The 837-nt window shown below is 37.8% G+C and carries 2 protein-coding genes; one reads left to right on the top strand and one right to left on the bottom strand.

Annotated elements, in window-relative coordinates:
- A partial coding sequence (locus ACRCJ0_RS16540) for a YebC/PmpR family DNA-binding transcriptional regulator (RefSeq protein ID WP_431391249.1) occupies positions 1–553 on the top strand: 553 nt, incomplete at its 5' end.
- A 128-nt stretch (positions 554–681) separates the two neighbouring features.
- Here the strand turns inward: ACRCJ0_RS16540 and ACRCJ0_RS16535 are convergent.
- Positions 682–837 carry a V-type ATP synthase subunit D gene (locus tag ACRCJ0_RS16535; protein WP_431391250.1) on the bottom strand — a complete coding sequence of 52 codons (156 nt, stop codon included), beginning with the start codon at positions 835–837 and terminating at the stop codon, positions 682–684.

Genomic DNA, 837 nt, shown 5'->3' with positions numbered 1-837 from the left:
TATGCCTAACGACAATGTAAACCGTGCGATTGAAAAAGGTTCAAGTAACAACGCTGGTGAAGACTACGATGAAATCACTTACGAAGGTTATGGACCAGGCGGTATTGCTATTTTAGTTGAAACCTTAACTGATAATACCAACCGTACGTTAACCAATATACGTACTATTTTTAACAAAAACGGTGGTTCATTAGGTGAATCAGGTTCAGTTGCTTACATGTTTGACCGTCAAGGTTACATAGTGATTGAACGTGAAGGTTTAGACCTTGATGAAGATGAAATGTTAATGAACGTAATTGAAGCTGGTGGGGAAGACATGACAACTTCAGACGAAGTGTTTGAAATTTCTACAGAAGCTTCTGACTTCACTGATGTTCGTGACGCCTTAGAAGCGCAAGGATTCAAATTAGCACAAGCGGAAATCACAATGGTAGCTAAAACAATGTTAGAACTGCCTGAAGATAAAGCCAGCCAACTTGAAAACTTGATTGACTTATTAGAAGATGACGATGATGTACAAAACGTACATTACAATACAGAATTAGCTGAATAAAGTTATTCAATACAAAAAGTGTTGGTAGTGGTTCGAAAGAAACTTCCGCCAACACTTTTTATATAATCAAAAAGACGACCTAAGTATACTGGCGCGAAACCAGCTTACAAAGGTCGTCTTTATCTTTACTACTTGCTATTTAAGATACGTTTAACCACTTTAAGACGGGTAAATTCCTCACGTTCTTTCTCTTCAAGCGCTGAAGAAATAGATTTTTGTGCACCTTCCAATTGAGGAATGGTCACGTTTTGAAGGGCATTTACACGTTTTTGCGTTTTCTGCAT

This window comes from Aerococcus sp. L_32 (assembly GCF_050689315.1).
The sequence above is the reverse complement of the archived record's forward strand: the minus strand, read 5'-3'. Positions and strand labels throughout refer to the sequence as shown.

Coding starts and splice junctions, on each gene's coding strand:
- ACRCJ0_RS16535 (WP_431391250.1), bottom strand. CDS start 837: ATGCAGAAAACGCAAAAACGTGTAAATGCCCTTCAAAACGTGACCATT.